We start from the raw sequence: 17,385 nt of genomic DNA, 5'->3' as shown, positions 1-17,385 counted from the left end.
TCACTCGTTAGACTTCAGTACTAAAATCCGTAGAAAGGGTAAGGTCTTTCCAGGCTTCCACATCTACTTGGACTGCGGCCATTTTTTCCTGCATCATTCCGTAAGCGTCACTTCCCAAAAACAAATGCAAGGGTGGATTTGGCGTAGTAGCTACGGTAATCAAGGCTGCTACGGCTTTTGCCGGATCGCCGGGCTGGTTACCGTTGATGTCCTCCCGGTGGGCCGACAAAGAGGCCTGAGCTTCAGCATACGCTTCGATACGGCGGGCCGGCGTAGCCATGGATTCCTGGGTGAGGAAATTGGTACGGAAATAACCTGGATATACTACGGTGGCGTGAATACCGAATGATTTCGCCTCCGCCGCCAGCGATTCCGTAAAACCGGCTACGGCAAACTTCGTAGCACAGTAGATACCCCAACCCGCAAAATTGGCCGTATATCCACCAATTGAAGCAATATTGAAAATGTGTCCCGATTGCTGATTCCGAAGATGAGGCATCACTTCGCGAATGACATTGAGTGAGCCGAAGACGTTAATGTCGAAATTCTTGCGAGCTTCTTCGTCGCTGAGTTCTTCAAGCGTTCCAAACTGCCCGTAACCGGCATTATTCACGACCACGTCAATGCGTCCGAAGGTGGCTATGGTTTGAGCAACGGCTTGCTGTACACTGGCTGGTTCCGTTAACGAAACCTGTAAGGGTAAAAACTGATCCGAAGCCGGACCTATTTCCTTCACTAGCGTCTCTAACTTTCTAGAGGTGGCCGCTACACGGTAGCCTTCCTGTATTAATTTTTGGGTCAGTAGTAATCCCAGTCCTTGTGAGGCTCCTGTGACGAACCATACGTTGGCAGCGTTCATAATATGTTTGTTTTTTGTACACTGCAAAAGTACAAGCCCCTCAGGGGCAGCAGCTTACAGCAAACAAACCAATACTTGCAAAATTCAAACAAAGAAGGGATCTATTGAGCCATCCTTCCTACGAAGGTCGATTGACAACCCTAAACGTCGGTTTTATCTATCCTTCTATTCATACAAATTCTTATTAATACACCTTCTGCTTCCCACTTACATCCGATACGTCCGTACGTACTCGCGGGGGGGCATGCCCGTAATCTCTTTAAATCGGCGGTTGAAATTGGAAAGATTGGTATACCCGCACTGAAAGGCGATCTCACTAATCGATTCGCGGGACTCACGAAGAAGCCGACAGGCGTGTTCAATGCGTACTTCGTTGAGTAAATGCGAAAAGGTTTTTCGCGTATGCTGCCGGAAAAAGCGGCAAAAAGCACCCGGCGTCAGGTTTGCCACATTGGCGACTTCTTCCAGCCCAATCGGAGTGGCGTAGTGTTGGAGAATATACGAGAAGATTCGTTCGAGTCGCTGGTGATCATCGGGACGACTGGGACGTTCATAGGCCATACGAGACAGAATTTCCCGTTGCTGATTTCCCGCCAATTGATCCAGCATCCGTACCAGAAATAGAAACTGCTGAAAGGGTCGTAGTTCCGGCAGTTGCTCGAATTCCTGCACAATCGAATCGTCAGCGGAGACCTGTAGGCGAACGCCGTGACGGGCTTCGGACAACAACTGTTTCAGGTGTACCATTTCTGGAAAAGCCAGTAACTGTTGCTCGAACGGTTCACCCATAAATAAGATGGAAGTAGAAACGGCCTGCTCATTCCCGGCCAGGGGCGTACTCCGCAGGACGTGCGGCAGATTGCTACCCAGCAACAGCAGATCATAGGGTTGAAAACGGTCAATCCGATTGCCCACGACCAGCGTTCCTTCTCCTTTCTCAATCAGGGTAAGCTGGATTTCGGGATGAAAATGTAATTGCCCATAAAAGCTGGGGCCATTCTCCTTCTGAATTCGAAACGAACGCTGATCGACACTGGGTACGCGAAAGAACAGGGGCTTCATACTGATATTTATTTGGTCGATTTATTGGAAAGCTCTATAAAAGTAGTGAAAAAAGTATTAAACCCAATCAAATCCGAGCAATGAAGGCAGCTAAACCTTTCGGACCTTTGAGCTAACATTTAAGCCCCTTCTACAATATGAACGTTGCCGTTACCTGGCAGGGAATTTACCCTGCACTTCTTACGCCCTTTACTGCTGAGGACACGCTGGATCTGGATCTGTTTGAAACCAACCTCCGGGCTCAGATCGACGCCGGCGTACGGGGTCTGATCATTGGCGGATCGCTGGGAGAAACCAGTACGCTGACCCGCCCCGAAAAACTGCAATTGCTCGAACGAGCCCTGCAGGTTTGTGACGGACAGGTACCGGTTATCGTGAATATTGCGGAACAGGCCACGCGTGATGCCATCGCCGCGGCTCAGGAAGCCGAGGCGAACGGAGCGGACGGCCTGATGCTGTTGCCTCCCATGCGGTACTTTGCGGATTCCCGTGAAACGGTAGAATTTTTCCGCAGCGTTGCCGAGTCAACGAAGCTGCCGATCATGCTGTATAATAACCCGGTGGATTACAAAATTCACATCACCGTACCGATGTTCCAGGAACTGGCTCAGATTCCGAACATTGAAGCCGTGAAAGAATCAACCCGTGACCTGACCAACGTGATTCGGATGCGGAATGCCTTCGGCGATCGTTTCAAAATCATGGGTGGCGTGGATACGCAGATTCTGGAATCAGCCGTACTCGGTGTTGATGGCATTGTAGGCGGACTGGTAGATGCCTTCCCAGCCGAAACCGTAGCCCTTTACGAATGGGCTCAGCAGGGCAAAATCAAAGAAGCCTTTGAATTGTATCAGTGGTTCATGCCCTTGCTGGAACTTGACATTCACCCCAAACTTGTTCAAAATATTAAATTGGCTGCCGTGGCTACGGGCATCGGTTCCGAATACGTACGGGCTCCGCGTCTACCGCTTGTCGGCGAAGAACGGGCTCACGTACAGGGCATCATCGATCGGGCGATGGCCAATCGCCCCAGTCTTGCGGTTCCTGCTTAATCCAGCCATTAAAGGCTATTTTTCATTGAACTGTGTCGGTCCAAAACTGGCACAGTTCAATCATTAGGATCTTTGGCAATTTTTGAACGATGTCCACAGCGTATCATTTTTTTTGTATTGATGCCCATACCTGCGGGAACCCCGTACGGGTAGTCACTGGCGGGAGTATTCCCTTTTTGCAGGGAGAGTCCATGAGCGAAAAACGGCAGCATTTCCTGCGGGAATACGACTGGATTCGCAAGGGTCTGATGTTTGAACCCCGGGGCCACGACATGATGTCGGGGAGCATTCTGTACCCGCCCATTGATCCGGCCAACGACGCCGGGGTACTCTTTATCGAGACCTCCGGCTGTTTGCCCATGTGCGGACACGGTACCATCGGTACGGTTACAGTAGCCATCGAACAGAACCTGATTCGGCCTAAAACGCCGGGCGTACTGAATCTGGAAGTTCCCGCCGGACTGGTACGGGCCGAGTATGTACAGGAAGGCCGCAAGGTAACGTCGGTGAAAATCACCAACATCAAATCCTATCTGGCGGCGGAAGGTCTTACCGTTGAATGTCCGGATCTGGGTACCTTAACCATTGATGTAGCCTACGGCGGTAATTTCTACGGTATTGTGGATGTACAGACCAATTTTCCGGGACTGGAACATTTCAGTGCCGATCAGCTCATTAGCTGGGCCCGCGTCTTACGGGTTCGCCTGAATGAACAGTACAATTTCGTTCACCCCGAAAACGATACGATTCGCGGCCTGAGTCACATTCTCTGGACGGGTGCTACGTTAAAAGAAACCTCTACGGCCCGCAATGCCGTTTTTTACGGCGATAAAGCCATTGACCGTTCGCCCTGTGGCACCGGTACTTCGGCCCGCATGGCTCAGTGGTACGCTCAGGGCAAACTCAAGCCCGGCGATACCTTCGTCCATGAAAGTATCATTGGATCGATTTTCAACGGCAGAATCGAAGCCGAAACTGAACTGGCTGGAAAACCGGCCATTGTACCAAGTATTGAAGGCTGGGCCCGCATTCACGGCTACAACCACCTCATCATCGACGAAGACGACCCATACGCCTTTGGCTTTCAGGTCATTTAACTTATAAAACGAGCGGCCGCTCGTCACCCCAAAACACATGCAACACATCGGAATTGTTGGCGGAGGCATTATTGGCTTAAGTACCGCTTACTACCTGCGGGAAGCCGGGTACGCCGTGACCGTTTTTGACCAGACCGTACTGGCCGACGGCTGCTCCTACGGAAATGCCGGTATGATTGTGCCCAGCCACATTGTACCGCTGGCTCAGCCGGGTATGATCGCCAAAGGGCTTCGCTGGATGCTTCAGCCGACAAGTCCTTTTTACGTAAAGCCCCGGCTCAACGCGGATTTAATTCGCTGGGGCTGGCTGTTTTACAAACACTCGACCAACGAGCACGTCCAGTACTCCATTCCGGCTTTACGGGATATAAGTTTACTCAGCAAAACCATGTATCAGCAACTGGCCCAAACGATGGATTTTGGCTGGCACGAACGCGGTTTGCTGATGCTGTATCAAACGGCTGCTGCGGAACATGAATTACAACACGAAGCGGATCTGGCCAACCAGTCGGGCATTGAAGCCCGTATGCTGGATCAGAAACAGGTACAGGCTCTGGAACCCGATGCGGAAGTGACCGTACACGGAGCTGTATACTATCCCGGCGACGCCCACGTAACACCCCGACGGGTCATGGAAACGCTGATTGCCGATTTAAAAAGTAAAGGTGTTCAGTTTCTGGAAAACCATCGCGTAGAGGGCTTTGCCATGAATGGCTCCCGCGTAACGGCCATTCGGGCGGGTGGTGAACAGTACCCCGTGGATGAAGTAGTCATCGCGGGAGGAGCCTGGTCGCCGGAAGTCGTAAAAAGTCTGCAACTCAATCTGCCTTTGCAGGGTGGAAAAGGGTATAGTTTTCTGTTGAAAGACCAAAGTCCTCAGGTGCGGGTACCGGCCATTATGCTGGAAGCCCGGGCTACGGCCACGCCAATGGGTCAGGATCTGCGGATTGCCGGTACCATGGAAATCAACGGTACGGATCTTTCCGTAAACATGAAACGCGTACAGGGAATCAGTCAGTCGATTCAACGGTATTATCCGGGTATTCGCGTAGATTTGCCCGCCCGGGAAGTCGTCTGGAAAGGTCTGCGACCTTGCTCACCCGATGGGTTACCCTACATTGGCCGCATTCCGGCGTATCAAAACGTAACCCTTGCCACGGGTCACGGCATGATGGGATTAAGTCTGGGACCCGGTACGGGCAAGCTCGTGAGCGAAATCATTACGGGGCAATCCCTGAGTATGGATGTAGCAGCGTTTCGTCCGTCTCGCTTTCAGTAAACGCAGGTAGCTGCTAGGGGTGCAACCGCGATTCCACTCGTCCTTTGGATGTGGCCCTGTATTTCCAGCCCCACGCAAACGGGCCGTATACGCGTTCGAAAACCTCTATAAACCCAAGTACTGGCATGTCACAAGCTACGATAGAACATTCTTTTCAAGCCATCAATCCGGCCACGGGCGAAATCCTGCCGGGTGAATTCATTGAAACGAGTCTCGAACAGATTACCGACTACGGTCATCGTTCGGCAGCAGCCTTCGCCGAATACCGAAACGTATCCGGACTTAAAAAAGCGGAATTTCTCGAACAGATTGCCCTTGAAATTGAAGCCTTAGGCGATGCTCTGCTGGAACGGGCTCAGGCCGAAACGGCGCTACCTCTACCCCGTCTGACGGGCGAACGGGGTCGTACCACGGGTCAATTACGCCTTTTTGCCAGCTACGTTCGGGAAGGCTCCTGGGTAGACGCCCGCATTGATCCGGCCCTGCCCGAGCGTCAGCCCCTGCCCCGCCCCGACCTACGACAAATGCTGCGACCCCTCGGTCCCGTCGGTATTTTCGGAGCCAGTAACTTTCCGCTGGCCTTCTCCGTAGCGGGTGGCGACACCGCTTCGGCTCTCGCTGCGGGTTGTACGGTGGTGGTGAAAGCCCACCCGGCTCACCCCGGTACCTCGGAGCTGGTCGCCGAAGCCATTCGTACGGCAGTACAAAAGTGCAATTTACCCGAAGATACGTTCCTCTGCATTCAGGGTCGAACCAACGAAACAGGCCAGGCCCTGGTCAATCATCCCGCTATTAAAGCCATTGGTTTTACGGGATCGTTCCGGGGCGGTAAGGCCATTTTTGATGCGGCAGCCCGTCGCCCCGAACCCATTCCAGTGTACGCTGAAATGGGCAGTACGAATCCGGTTTTCTTTTTGCCCCAGATTCTGAAAGAACAGGGAGCGGCTCTGGCTCTGGCTTACGTGGCTTCCACGACGCTCGGTACGGGTCAGTTTTGTACGAACCCGGGCTTGAGTATTGTCACGGCTTCGGAAGCTACGGAACAATTTAAAGCCCAGGCTCAACAAGCCATTACGCAGGTTAAACCAACGTCCATGCTGACGAAGGCGATTCGCGAAGCTTTCCATCAGGGCATTTCACACCTGACCAGCCACGGGGACGTACAGGTACTGGGTGAATCGGATGCGACGGAAGGTTACGCCTTAGCCCGCCCCGTACTGCTAACCAGTACGGCCAAAGCACTGCTAGCGAATCCGGCCGTAGCCGAAGAAGTATTCGGTCCCAGCAGTATCATTGTTCAAGCCGATAATCCGGAAGAAATGCTGGCATTGGCTCAATCCTTGGAAGGTCATTTGACCGCCACGGTTTACGGTACGGAAGAAGAATTGCTCCAATACGGCGACTTATTGGCCATTCTCGAACAAAAAGCGGGCCGGGTGATCATCAATGCCTTCCCAACGGGGGTGGAAGTAAGTCACGCCATGCACCACGGCGGTCCCTTCCCGGCCACGACCGATGCACGCTCAACGTCCGTTGGCACGAATGCCATTCGTCGCTTTGCCCGACCCGTATGTTATCAGGGTTTTCCTCAGGCTTTACTTCCGGAGGAATTGAAAGATACTAACCCGCTGTCGATTTGGCGGCTTTGGGATGGCGTTACGCAGAAGTAAATCTACCCTACTGCTTATTAAATAATCAAAAATCCCAGCCTGTAGCCGGCTGGGATTTTTTGTTGAGGTCATCTGGCTAATTTCTTTTCTACGCGAATAACGCTCTGACTTTAGGTAGCCTTTTACCCATTCTCCGCCAATTCATACTTCTTCAATAAAGTCTATTTACGAAAACAAAAGCGGGCACTCTTTTTTAACGCTTTTCTATACGTTTTTGGATTTCCCCAGTATTCCGCCTGTACTGGCTTTCAGAAATTTGCCTTATTTTCTTCCTTTTCCATACGTTCATCATCCACTATAAACTCAACTCTATGGTAACCCGCAGAAGCTTTATTCAAACTGTTTCGAACGGCATTGCGTATACCAGTATGGCTGGAAGCGGCCTTCTGATGGCCTGCCAAAGCAGATCTGATCAATCAAAAGAAGCTGAAAAACAGTCCACACAGAACGAAGAAAAGAAGAAAGGTAAACTGGGCATTGCTCTGGTTGGCTTGGGTAAGTACAGTGAAGAACAGCTGGCTCCGGCTTTGGAGGAAACCAATCAATGTTACCTGGCCGGGATCGTTACGGGTACGCCCGAAAAGGCAGAGAAGTGGAAAACGAAATACGACATTCCCGAGAAGAACATTTATAACTACGAGACTTTCGATACGATCAAGGACAATCCAGACATCGACATTGTCTACGTAGTACTCCCCAACAGCATGCACGCCGAATATACGGTACGAGCCGCTAAGGCGGGCAAACACGTCATCTGCGAGAAACCGATGGCCCTTACCGTAGCCGAATGCGACCAGATGATTGCCGCCTGCAAGGAAGCCGGAAAGATGCTTTCGATTGGGTACCGCCTTCATTTCGAGCCGTATAATCTGGAAATGGTACGCTTGGCCGAAACCAAAACTTTCGGTAATCTGAAAAAAATCAAAGCCGAAAACGGTATGAATGGTACCGAAGGCTGGCGAGTTGACAAAGAACTTTCAGGAGGGGGTCCGCTGCCGGATGTAGGCATTTACTGCATTCAAGCCGTACGGTATACGACTGGCCAGGAACCACTGGCGGTACGAGCGAAAGAAGGTCCAAAGAAAGACAAGGAATTTTTCAAAGAAGTAGAAGCGTCCCTGACCTGGGAAATGGAAATGCCGGGCGGCGTGATTGCCGAGTGCAAAAGCAGCTACGAAGAAGACATGAGTCTGCTTCGGGCTGAGGCCGATAAAGGATTTTTCGAACTAAAACCGGCCTACGGCTACTCCGGTCAGAAAGGCGAAACGTCCCAGGGAAAAATGGATTTGCCCAAAGTCAATCAGCAAGCCCTACAAATGGACGACTTCGCCGAGGCCATTACCAAAAAGCGGCCCACGCCCGTACCGGGAGAAATGGGTCGTCAGGACGTGAAAATCATTAATGCTATTTACGAGGCGATGAAGACGGGTAAACGTGTTGAGATTCCTGCTTAGGGGGTTCAATAGAGTTTGAGTGGGTTTGAGGGCTGAATTGGTTTTAAGGTTTGATGAAGTTTGATCGAGTTTAAGTTAAAGGTTTGCGGTAAAAGCCGAGGGTTCCTGCATACTTTTTACACCGACTATATCCTTCCAATGGCTAGTAATCAACTCTCAAATCATTAGACGTTTCACATGATCAGACTCGTGTATTAATCATTCATACTTTAAACCTGATCAAACTTCATCAAACCTTAAACTAACTCAAATCTCCAACCTACGTACATGCCAACACATTCCCACACCCTTTGCTCTATAAACACTTTATTCTATCCAATCAATGAAAACAAGAACTACATTATTCTTAAGTGCTGCACTGGCGGGCGTAATTGGCCTGAGTTGCAGTAAAGACAGTGGATTTTGGGATTCTTTTATTCCGGAAACCGACGAGGAACCGACTTCTGCTCAGATTAACGGGTACATTTTCCGTCCGGCTCTGGTACCGGTTACGCCCGAGCGTATTCAACAAATGAAAGTACCTGCTGGGTTTAAAGTACAGGCGTTTGCTCAGGAATTAGGTAAGCCCCGCATTCTAGCCGTAAGCTCGCAGGGACACGTGTATTTTTCAGATCGCGACGCAGGTGTCGTGATGCTATTGCAGGATACGAATAATGACGGGGTAGCGGAACGAAAACAAACCGTTGCCACGATCAAACAGGCTCACGGACTAGCCATTCATAACTCAAAACTGTACATCGCGTCCGTTCAGGATTTGTACGTAGCCGATATGAATTCGGATGGTACGCTGGGTCAACCCAAACTGATTAAATCAGGATTGCCCGACGGTGGACAGCATCCTAACCGTACCCTGGCTTTCGGTCCGGATGGTCAGATGTACTATTCCATCGGTAGTACTTGCAACTCCTGCCCGGAGCCCAATGCTCTGAATGCAACCATGGTCCGTATGAATCCAGACGGATCGAATATGAAGATTTATGCCAAGGGTTTACGGAATACCATCGGATTTGGCTGGCATCCCGAAACGAAGGAATTCTGGGGACTGGATCATGGGATCGATTGGCTCGGGGACGATGACCAGAAGGAAGAAGTAAATTTGATCAAGGAGAATGCAAACTACGGCTGGCCTTACATCTACGGCGAAGGAAAGTATAACCCCGGCGATCGTCCCCCGGGAGATACGACCTACCAGCAATACTTGCAACTTTCAACGCAGCCCTCGCTCACGTACCAAGCTCACGCGGCTCCCATGCAAATGGCGTTTTATACGGGCTCGCAATTTCCCAGCGACTACCAAGGCGATGCATTTGTAGCGATGCGAGGCTCCTGGAATCGCAGTAAACCCGTGGGATACAGCATCGTCCGCCTACATTTCGAAAATGGAAAACCGGTACGATTCGAAGACTTTTTAACGGGCTTTCTCGTAGACAATAACCGTTCCCATATAGGCCGACCCGTTGGTGTAGCCGTACACGCGGATGGCTCACTGCTGGTTTCGGATGATACGAATGGGGTGATTTATCGTATTTCGCGTCAGTAATTCTTTCCTTAAAAAGAGCGGCTTTTTATGGGTAGAAGGCCGCTCTTTTTATACGGATATTATGTAGGAATGGGGCGTCCCTGTACCCCGCATTGCATATGGGGTTATTCAGCTTGAACCCCTCCGGGTTGGATAATCGATTTAAAAGAAAACGGGTGCAAGTTTCCAAACTTGTAACCCTTATCGGGCAGTTTCGAAAGCCGGACTATGAGAATCCTGCACCCGTTAAAGATCATTCGCCGTACCCCGCAGGCGATACAGAATGAACCTTACAGAATTTGAGATTGCGTTTGAAAATGAACCCCGCATGTACGTATTGCACCTTTCAACCTATGGGTTGAACAAACCTTTTAACTCCGTACGCCTCGCCCTTCATTTCCTACCTCGAACCTTAAGCAACCCTTGTCCTACGGCTTCGGCCGCCCGTTTGTGGAGTGTCTTATCACCCCACGTCATGCGTTGAAGCAGCGTTTTGGATTCAATCAGGTACTTCGGAGCAAAATCAGATTCCGATTCGACAATATCCAGACTATTATCCAGAATATCCGCGTACTTGATCGTCTGAGCGGCCGGGCTGACTTTGGCCATTCGTTCTGCTTCCCGACTTTTTCGTTGATCCCGATTCAGACCCGGATAATCCGCATGCGTATATACGTCAGTTAGTTCCTGTACTAACTTCAAGGTTCGTCGTACCTCTGCTTCTCCCATCACACCTGATAGGAATTCCTGCATTTCCTCGGCGGTTACTTCCGTATCTTCCAGGACATCGTGCAGTAAGGCCGCCGCTAATACGGGTAATTCCTGCGTATATGCTTCACACACCTGCATCACCCGGATGGGATGGTTGATATACGGTTCGTCGGCATATTTCCGCCGTTGCCCCTCGTGAGCCTGACGGGCAAATTCCTGAATTTTTTCTAAGGTTTCCATAACTGTACCTGCCTATTCGTTTGCTCTTTTTCTAAAAATTGCAGACCAAGTTTTGGTTATATAGGGTCTAGCAGAGGTACAGCCTTCACTTCTACTCCGATGCGTAGACGCATTCTGGGCTTACGACTATTATTGAACGAAGTATTTTAAAAATAGCCGTCTGCTAGCGTTATTTACACTAGTTGCCATTTTTACCAAATAAAATAGCGGCACTACCTCGACAAACAAAAGATCATTAGTTTTCAATTCTGCATGGCAACTGTACCTCAAGACACGGGTTTTAAGCCCCGAGTAAATTTATTTGATGCGACGATGGTCGTGGCGGGCTCGATGATCGGGTCCGGGATTTTCATTGTGAGTGCGGAAATTACCCGCAGTGTTGGCGGAGCGGGCTATATGCTGGCGATGTGGTTGCTGGCGGGAGTCGTTACCATCATTGCGGCGGTTAGTTACGGAGAACTGGCGGCCATGTTTCCCCGGGCGGGCGGTATGTACATTTACCTGCGGGAAGCCTATGGTTCGTTAGTGGGTTTCCTGTACGGATGGGCTTTTTTTACCGTTATTCAAACCGGTACGATTGCGGCCGTAGGCGTGGCTTTTGCCAAGTTTACTGCCTATTTGATTCCGGCGGTTAGTGAAAAAGAAATTCTGCTGAGTCTGGGCGGATTTCAACTCTCGGCGGCTCAGTTAGTAGCCATTGGGACGATTGTTTTTCTGACGTACATCAACAGCCGGGGTGTAGAAAATGGCGTTGCCGTACAGACGATTCTTACTACGGTTAAAATTCTCTCTCTGGTCGGTTTAACCATCGCCGGTCTGATCTGGGGAGCCAAAGCCGAGGTATGGGAACAGAACTGGCAAAATGCCTGGACGCTGTCGGCCCTGACCCAGACTAATGGGCAAGTCGAAAGTACCGCTCTCTCGGGACTCGCTTTTTTCGGAGCCATCGCCGTTGCCATGAAAGGCACTCTGTTTTCGAGTGATTCCTGGCATTCGATTACGTCCATTGCTGGAGAAGTAAAAAATCCGCAGAAAAATATCGGTTTGAGTCTGGTACTGGGTACGCTGATTGTCACGTTTCTGTACGTCCTTACCAACGTCATGTATCTGGCCGTTGTACCCTTGCATGAAATGGCCTTTGCCCCGAATGACCGCGTAGGCGTCGTTGCCGCCGATTACATTTTTGGCTCTTGGGGTACCATCGCCATAGCCATTATGATCATGATTTCCACCTTTGGCTGTAACAATGGGTTGATCCTTTCCGGTGCACGCGTGTACTATACCATGGCGAAGGATGGCCTGTTTTTTCACAAAGCGGGACTTCTTAATAAAAACAAAGTACCCGCCTACAGTCTCTGGATTCAATGTGCCTGGGCGAGTCTACTTTGCCTGACGGGTGAGTACAACCGTCTGTTGGCTCTGGTCATTTTTGGTGTACTGATTTTCTATATCCTGACCATCTTAGGCATTTATGTGCTACGGGTCAAGCAACCCGATACCCCCCGCCCCTATCGGGCTTTTGGGTACCCGTATTTGCCGATCATCTATGTCGTCGTGGCTTTATTTCTGGCCGTACTGCTCTTGATCTTCGAAGCTCAGTATACCCTTCCGGGTCTGGGATTGATTCTATTGGGAATTCCGGTGTACTATCTGGTGATGCGAAAAAAGGAGCCGGTAGAGGCTTAGGTTTAAGAGTATAAAGTTTAAAAGGCTTTCGGGAAACCGGAGGCCTTTTTTTGATTCGTGTGAAAAAAGTAACTAGCTACATACGGATAAAGAGAACCTATATTAGATAATCTTTCGTACACTCGGGCCGAATGCATTTTTAGTAAGCTACTTTCTTTTCCATTCACGGAAACTTTTTACTTTTGCATTTACTTACTAGTAAGTAAGTATTTAAAAGAGATTGTACATGGCTGATACCCGAGAAAAAATACAGGAGCTGGCCCGTATCCTGATTCAAACCAAGGGCTATAATGCCTTTAGTTTTGCCGACATTGCCGGCCCCCTGCAAATCAAAAACGCGGCGATTCATTACCATTTTCCATCGAAAGAAGCTCTCGGCATTAGCGTCATTACGGAAGGTACGACGGCTATGCAGAAAGCCTTCCGTCAGTGGTCTTCTTTACCAGAACGCCAGCAGGTAGAGGCGTTTGTCACCACCTTTGGGCAATGGCAGCAGCAGGGCCTGGTCTGCCTGATGGGTTCATTGAGTCCTGATTTTGGTACGCTGCCGGCTGGTATGCAACAGGGTCTGCAACAGATGTGTACGAGCATTATCGACTGGCTTACCGAACGCCTCGAACAGGGGCGGCAAAAGCAACAATTCCATTTTGAAGGGGATGCCCGAATTCGGGCGATGATGGTGGTTTCTCATCTAATCTCTTCCCTGCTGCTTTCCCGCGTTTTTGAAGAAGATACCCTTTCACAAACGACCCCACAACTGCTTCAGGACTTATTCTAATTCAACATACCGATGAATCGCGTAGTCATTACCGGGCTAGGTGCCCTAACGCCGCTGGGCAATACCGTTTCAGATTTCTGGAACAACCTGATTACAGGTACGAGCGGAGCCGCCCGTATTACCAGATTTAATCCCGAGGCTTTTCGTACCCAGATTGCCTGTGAACTCAAGGACTTCCGGGCGTCGGATTATCTGGACAGAAATGAAATCCGCCGTACCGATCCTTTCACCCAATACGCCCTCATTGCGGCCGATCAGGCCATTGCGGATTCAGGCCTGGACTTCAATTCCATGGATCCCTTTGATACCGGTGTCATCTGGGGTTCCGGGCAGGGCGGGATGGAAACCTTCGAAGAGCAGGTCAAAGAATATACCTTAGGTCAGTTCAAACCCCGGTTTAATCCCTTTTTTGTTCCCAAACTCATTGTCAACATGGCTTCGGGCCTGATCTCGATCAAACATGGGCTCATGGGGATCAATTACACCACGGTATCCGCCTGTGCCACGTCGAATACCGCCATTATGGATGCCTTCAACTACATCCGTTGGGGTAAGGCCAAGGTGATGGTCACGGGTGGTTCGGAAGCTCCCATTACGGAAGCATCGGTGGGTGGTTTTGCGGCGATGAAAGCCATGTCTACGCGGAATGATGATCCGGCCACGGCTTCGCGGCCATTTGATGTAGCTCGCGATGGCTTTGTTATGGGCGAAGGAGCTGGTGCTCTGATTCTGGAAGAGTACGAACATGCCAAAGCCCGGGGTGCCCGCATTTACGCTGAACTGGCTGGGGCAGCCATGACGGCGGATGCGTACCACATGACCGCGACGCATCCCGAAGGCCTCGGGGCCATGCAGGCGATGAAACTGGCTCTGAAAGATGCCGAACTTCCGCTCGAAGCCGTCGATTACCTGAATGTACACGCGACTTCAACGCCCGTAGGCGATTTGAGTGAAATTAACGCGATTCAGGGGCTCTTTGGTAACGATCCCCGGCATTTACACCTCAGTGCCACGAAGTCGATGACGGGGCACTTGCTGGGAGCAGCCGGAGCCGTTGAAGCCATTGCCTGTATTCTGGCGATTGAAAACAGCCTTATTCCTCCTACCATCAATACTGAACAACTGGACCCACAGGTTCCGGCGGCCTTGCAAATCATACGGGGCGAAGCCCGGGAGCTAGCGGTTGAGGTGGCTATGAGCAATACGTTTGGCTTCGGTGGACACAATGGTATTGTCGTTTTCAAAAAGTTCAGGGGCTAAAACAAAAGCGTCTTTTCTGCGGGGAAAGGCTCTTTTGTTTTCTAATTCATTCGCTACTTAAAAGGCTTTAGTAGGCAGAAAATGCGGTTTGGCCCTTATTTGGCGTATCGTCCGAGGCAACCCGCGTGGAAGGGATTAATTTGCGAGTCTTTTGGCAAGCCTGGCGAAGACTATTCCTGCTCTTTAATCTATTTTTTTCATGCGTAAACCCTTACTCATTGGGGCGTTGGCTCTTTCCCTGGGATTCACGGAAAGCTACGCCCAGCAAGTGTACCACTTCACGAAAGGCTGGGTGGCTACCCTGCCGCAGCGGTACGGCCGCGAAGCCATTTATACCGACGAACTGGTGTACCAAATGCACACGAAGCAGCTGAAAACACCGGGATCTGATTCAGACATTAAATGGCAGTCCATCGAAGCCGATAGCACCAAGCGGTTAAGAACCCGGATGAGTTCGTTCCGTGGCTCGGGAGGTCCGGCCGGACCGGGTATTACGCCGGGCAGCCTTCGCGGCGGCATTGGCGGTAACGGAGGGTATATGTACCTGACCTACACGTCGCCCAAAGCCCAGACGGCCCTGCTGAATATTAAAGGCAATAGCCAAGTCTATGTCAATGGCGAGCTGCACATGGGCGATCCATATAGCATGGGTTATTTGCACCTCCCCGTTTCGCTCAAAAAAGGGTTGAATGAATTTTACGTACGCGGCTTATCCATTACGGCGAATCTGACGTTTCCGGAAAAACCCGTTTTGCTAAATACGGACGACCTGACGCTGCCTTCTGTTGTACCGGGCACTGCCAACGAATCCTTACAGGGAGCTTTGGTGGTTTTAAACACGACGACTAAAGAACTCACGGGCCTGCAAATCAAAAGTACGCTGGCGGGTCAGGAAGTGGTGACCGAACTACCCGCGATTCCGGCTCTTTCCTTCCGTAAGGTGGCCTTTGGTTTCAACGGAAGCAAAGCCACGACGCCCGGCAAACACGACGTTCAGCTCACGCTTCTGCAACAGGGAAAACCCATTGATCAGGCCAAACTTTCGGTAGAAGCCATGGCTAGCGGTGCGTCGTATAGTCAGACATTCGTTAGTAGTATCGATGGCAGCCTGCAGTACTACGCCGTGACGCCACAGATGGGCGGTCCGCGTTCACAGCAGTCCCTTTTTCTCTCCGTACACGGAGCAGGCGTGGAAGCCAGTGGTCAGGCCCGGGCCTATAAACCCAAAGACTGGGGTACCCTGGTAGCGGCCACCAACCGTCGCCCCCGGGGTTTCAACTGGGAAGACTGGGGGCGTCTGGATGCTCTGGAAGTGCTTTCGATTGCCAAAAACCGTTTTCAGCCCGATCCGCAGCATGTTTACCTGACGGGCCATTCGATGGGTGGACACGGTACCTGGTTTCTCGGAGCGACCTACCCCGATCAGTGGGCGGGCATTGCACCCTGTGCGGGTTACCCCACACTGAAAGAATACGGCTCGGCGGATGGATTGATTCCGGCAACGAGTCAGGACCCGATGGAGCAGGTGCTGCTACAATCCGGTAACCAGAGTGATGTGCTGAAACTGGTTTCCAACTATAAGCCACTAGGGGTCTATGTCTTGCACGGAGATGCGGATCGTACGGTACCCGTCACGTATGCCCGGCAGATGAAGAAAATTCTGGGTGACTTTCATCCCGATTTCAGCTATTATGAATACCCTGGCGGCGAACACTGGTTTGGCGATCAGAGTGTGGACTGGAAACCTCTGTTTGATTACTTCAAATGGCATCAGCGGCCCGTAGATTCAACCGTTGCGACAATTGATTTCATGACGGCCAATCCGGGTATTTCCTCCACCTTCCGCTGGGCAAGCATTCAGCAGCAGGAACGCCCGTTACAGTACAGTCGCATTCAGCTGACGCGTAACCAGCAGGGTATATCGGGTCGTACGGAAAACGTAGCTTTACTGAAACTGGTCTTTTCGGATGTGGTCGCCAATACGCCGATCCGTATCACCTTGGATAGCCTAAATGCGCTGAGCTTTACGCCGAAACATGCGAAAGACAGCGTATTTCTAGCAAAAGAAGGCAAGCAATGGGCAATCCGTACGGCTCCCGGCCTGGATCAGAAAGGACCGCATCGCTACGGTACCTTTAAGGATGCTTTCCGGAATCGAATGGTTTTTGTGTACTCAACCCAGGGAACACCCGAAGAAAATGAATGGAGCCGTCAGAAAGCTCGTTTCGACGCTGAAAGCTGGTACTACCGGGGCAACGGAGCCGTGGACATTATTCCGGACAAAGCATACTCGCTGGCTAAATACGCCGATCGGGGTGTCATTCTGTTCGGAAATGCCCAAAGCAATGCGGCCTGGAAAATTTTGCTGGCTGACTGTCCCATTCAAATTCAGCGAAATCGGGTACAGGCCGGTACGCAATCCTATCAGGGCGACGATTGGGGTGCGTACTTTGTATGGCCCATCAAAGGCTCGAACACGGCTTCCGTTGCAGTGGTGAGTGGTACGGGTCTGAAAGGAATGAAAGCCGCCGAAGCTAATCAGTATTTTGCCGGAGCCAGTGGTTTCCCCGACTTCATGATTTATCAATTTGACATGCTGAAGCAAGGCAGCAAAGGCGTAAAACTCGCGGGTTTCTACGACAATGCCTGGAAGTTGAATCCTCAGCTTTGGGTGGTTAATCCCTAGTTCATCCCTTACGAAAAAGCGGTACGTTCAGA

Annotated in this window: 13 protein-coding genes; 10 read left to right on the top strand and 3 right to left on the bottom strand. The window is 50.9% G+C overall.

Translation table 11 applies throughout. The features are described 5' to 3' along the window. Positions 1-7: 7 nt before the first annotated feature. Both C5O19_RS19095 and C5O19_RS19090 read right to left on the bottom strand, forming a co-directional pair. A complete protein-coding gene (locus C5O19_RS19095) occupies positions 8-859 on the bottom strand; it encodes an oxidoreductase (protein ID WP_104714990.1) in 852 nt (283 codons plus the stop codon). 207 nt (positions 860-1,066) lie between these two features. Beyond that, positions 1,067-1,921, bottom strand: a complete 855-nt coding sequence (locus tag C5O19_RS19090; protein WP_104714989.1) for an AraC family transcriptional regulator — start codon at positions 1,919-1,921, stop codon at positions 1,067-1,069. Positions 1,922-2,058: 137 nt separating this feature from the next. On the opposite strand from C5O19_RS19090, the gene C5O19_RS19085 reads away from it, so the two are divergent. The 6 genes from C5O19_RS19085 to C5O19_RS19060 all read left to right on the top strand — a co-directional run bounded on the left by C5O19_RS19085 (position 2,059) and on the right by C5O19_RS19060 (position 10,013). Next, positions 2,059-2,973, top strand: coding sequence for a dihydrodipicolinate synthase family protein (locus C5O19_RS19085; RefSeq protein WP_104714988.1), 915 nt, complete (start codon positions 2,059-2,061; stop codon positions 2,971-2,973). An 89-nt stretch (positions 2,974-3,062) separates the two neighbouring features. Then, complete coding sequence (locus tag C5O19_RS19080; RefSeq protein WP_104714987.1) at positions 3,063-4,070, top strand: 4-hydroxyproline epimerase; 1,008 nt, start codon at positions 3,063-3,065, stop codon at positions 4,068-4,070. Between the two features lie 37 nt (positions 4,071-4,107). Then, positions 4,108-5,349, top strand: a complete 1,242-nt coding sequence (locus C5O19_RS19075) for an NAD(P)/FAD-dependent oxidoreductase (RefSeq protein WP_104714986.1) — start codon at positions 4,108-4,110, stop codon at positions 5,347-5,349. Between the two features lie 125 nt (positions 5,350-5,474). Next, positions 5,475-7,019, top strand: coding sequence for an aldehyde dehydrogenase (NADP(+)) (locus tag C5O19_RS19070; protein WP_104714985.1), 1,545 nt, complete (start codon positions 5,475-5,477; stop codon positions 7,017-7,019). 311 nt (positions 7,020-7,330) lie between these two features. After that, positions 7,331-8,473, top strand: a complete 1,143-nt coding sequence (locus C5O19_RS19065; RefSeq protein WP_207766465.1) for a Gfo/Idh/MocA family protein — start codon at positions 7,331-7,333, stop codon at positions 8,471-8,473. A 322-nt stretch (positions 8,474-8,795) separates the two neighbouring features. Beyond that, positions 8,796-10,013, top strand: a complete 1,218-nt coding sequence (locus tag C5O19_RS19060; RefSeq protein ID WP_104714984.1) for a PQQ-dependent sugar dehydrogenase — start codon at positions 8,796-8,798, stop codon at positions 10,011-10,013. 372 nt (positions 10,014-10,385) lie between these two features. Here the strand turns inward: C5O19_RS19060 and C5O19_RS19055 are convergent, their stop codons facing one another. Continuing rightward, positions 10,386-10,943, bottom strand: a complete 558-nt coding sequence (locus C5O19_RS19055) for an HD domain-containing protein (RefSeq protein ID WP_104714983.1) — start codon at positions 10,941-10,943, stop codon at positions 10,386-10,388. Between the two features lie 252 nt (positions 10,944-11,195). Here C5O19_RS19055 and C5O19_RS19050 point away from each other — a divergent pair, with 252 nt between their 5' ends. From C5O19_RS19050 to C5O19_RS19035, 4 genes are all read left to right on the top strand, one after another. Beyond that, the gene (locus C5O19_RS19050) at positions 11,196-12,629 is read left to right on the top strand and encodes an APC family permease (protein WP_104714982.1); all 1,434 of its coding nucleotides are present in this window, start codon (positions 11,196-11,198) and stop codon (positions 12,627-12,629) included. Between the two features lie 226 nt (positions 12,630-12,855). Then, positions 12,856-13,407, top strand: coding sequence for a TetR/AcrR family transcriptional regulator (locus C5O19_RS19045; protein WP_104714981.1), 552 nt, complete (start codon positions 12,856-12,858; stop codon positions 13,405-13,407). A gap of 12 nt (positions 13,408-13,419) precedes the next feature. Continuing rightward, a complete protein-coding gene (gene fabF, locus C5O19_RS19040) occupies positions 13,420-14,667 on the top strand; it encodes a beta-ketoacyl-ACP synthase II (RefSeq protein WP_104714980.1) in 1,248 nt (415 codons plus the stop codon). A gap of 199 nt (positions 14,668-14,866) precedes the next feature. Then, on the top strand, positions 14,867-17,353 hold the full coding sequence (locus tag C5O19_RS19035) for a prolyl oligopeptidase family serine peptidase (RefSeq protein WP_104714979.1): 2,487 nt from the start codon (positions 14,867-14,869) through the stop codon (positions 17,351-17,353). Positions 17,354-17,385 lie beyond the last annotated feature (32 nt).

This window comes from Siphonobacter curvatus (assembly GCF_002943425.1).
Taxonomy (GTDB): domain Bacteria; phylum Bacteroidota; class Bacteroidia; order Cytophagales; family Spirosomataceae; genus Siphonobacter; species Siphonobacter curvatus.
This window is presented reverse-complemented; position numbering and strand designations above follow the sequence as displayed.